The 1,372-nt window shown below is 42.5% G+C and carries 2 protein-coding genes; both read left to right on the plus strand.

What is annotated here, in order from left to right; translation table 11 throughout:
* The first annotated feature begins 57 nt into the window (after positions 1–57).
* Positions 58–375, plus strand: coding sequence for a transposase (locus tag F824_RS0125415; protein ID WP_019600754.1), 318 nt, complete (start codon positions 58–60; stop codon positions 373–375).
* Positions 372–1,229, plus strand: coding sequence for an IS3 family transposase (locus F824_RS0125420; RefSeq protein WP_019600755.1), 858 nt, complete (start codon positions 372–374; stop codon positions 1,227–1,229). The genes F824_RS0125415 and F824_RS0125420 overlap by 4 nt, the downstream gene beginning before the upstream one ends.
* Positions 1,230–1,372 lie beyond the last annotated feature (143 nt).

Here is a 1,372-nt window from a genome sequence, read left to right on the forward strand (position 1 = left end):
TGGACTTGCTACATTTGAATGAACAATAAGTTAAGCTCTTTTCTTAAATTTGAAACAATGAGTAAAAGAGAAAGAAGAAAATTTGACAAGGCCTTCAAGACCATGGCCGTAGAGTTACAATTAAGCGGTAAAACCAGTACGGAAATCGGCAGTGAATTAGGCATCGGGCCTGATCTTGTACGCAGGTGGACAAGGGAATTTAAGTCTGACGGTGTGAAGAGTTTCCCTGGGAACGGGAACATGAATCACTCATCGGAACAAAAGGAAATCCTTGCCTTGAAGAAAGCTCTTAAAGAATCCGAGATAGAAAGGGAAATCCTAAAAAAGGCAGTAGGCATCTTTTCCAGGGGAGACAGCAAATATATTGGTTCATGAAGGATCACAGACAAGATTTTGCTGTTGAAAAGATGTGTAAGGTATTCAAAGTAGGCAGAAGCGGGTTCTACGCCTGGCTGAACAGGAAACCGTCAAAACGTGCTGAACAAAGGGAAGTTTTATCCAAGGAAATCCGAAAAGTACATGACTTAAGCAAAGGCAGGTACGGAAGTCCCAAAATAACTATGGAACTCAGGGACAGAGGCTTTTTCGTGTCCAGACCTCGGGTTGCCAGGATTATGAAAGCAAACGGGATCAGGAGTATCATCACCGGAAAGTTCAAAGTCTGCACGACTGATTCGAACCATGGGTTCAAGATCAGTCCCAACATACTTGACAGGGATTTCAACCCCACAAGCCCTTCAAAATCATGGGTATCGGACATTACCTATATCAGGACAGGTGAAGGATGGCTTTACCTGACGATGATAATGGACCTTTATGACCGTAAGATAATCGGATGGTCAATGTCTACAACCATGCATGCCGGTGAAACAATAGTGCCCGCATGGAGAATGGCACAGATAAACAGGCCTTTTTTCAAAGATCTGGTTTTCCATTCGGACAGGGGTGTTCAGTATGCATGCAATGAATTCCGGAATCGACTGGACCCAAAAAATGTAACCCAAAGTATGAGCAGAAAAGGGAACTGTTGGGACAATGCGGTGGCGGAAAACTTCTTCAAAATCCTGAAATCAGAAACAGGATATAGGAAGTACAAATCGGTAAAAGAAGCAAAACAGGAGCTGTTTGAATTTATTGAAATATGGTACAACAGAATTCGGAGACACTCTTCCCTGGGATATCTTTCACCGGAACAATTTGGGGAAATCAACAAAAAAAATGCTGCATAAGGAAATCAAAAAGGTAAGACCTCGAAATTGTCAGGGTGATTTTATTTCAAATCGCACTTACAATTTGAGGAGCCCGCGGCAGGCGACGGGAATCAACAAATCAACGGGCTAATTTATTTGTCCACTTTATTGTTGCAGATCCA

This window comes from Rhodonellum psychrophilum GCM71 = DSM 17998 (genome assembly GCF_000381545.1).
GTDB classification, from domain to species: Bacteria; Bacteroidota; Bacteroidia; order Cytophagales; family Cyclobacteriaceae; genus Rhodonellum; species Rhodonellum psychrophilum.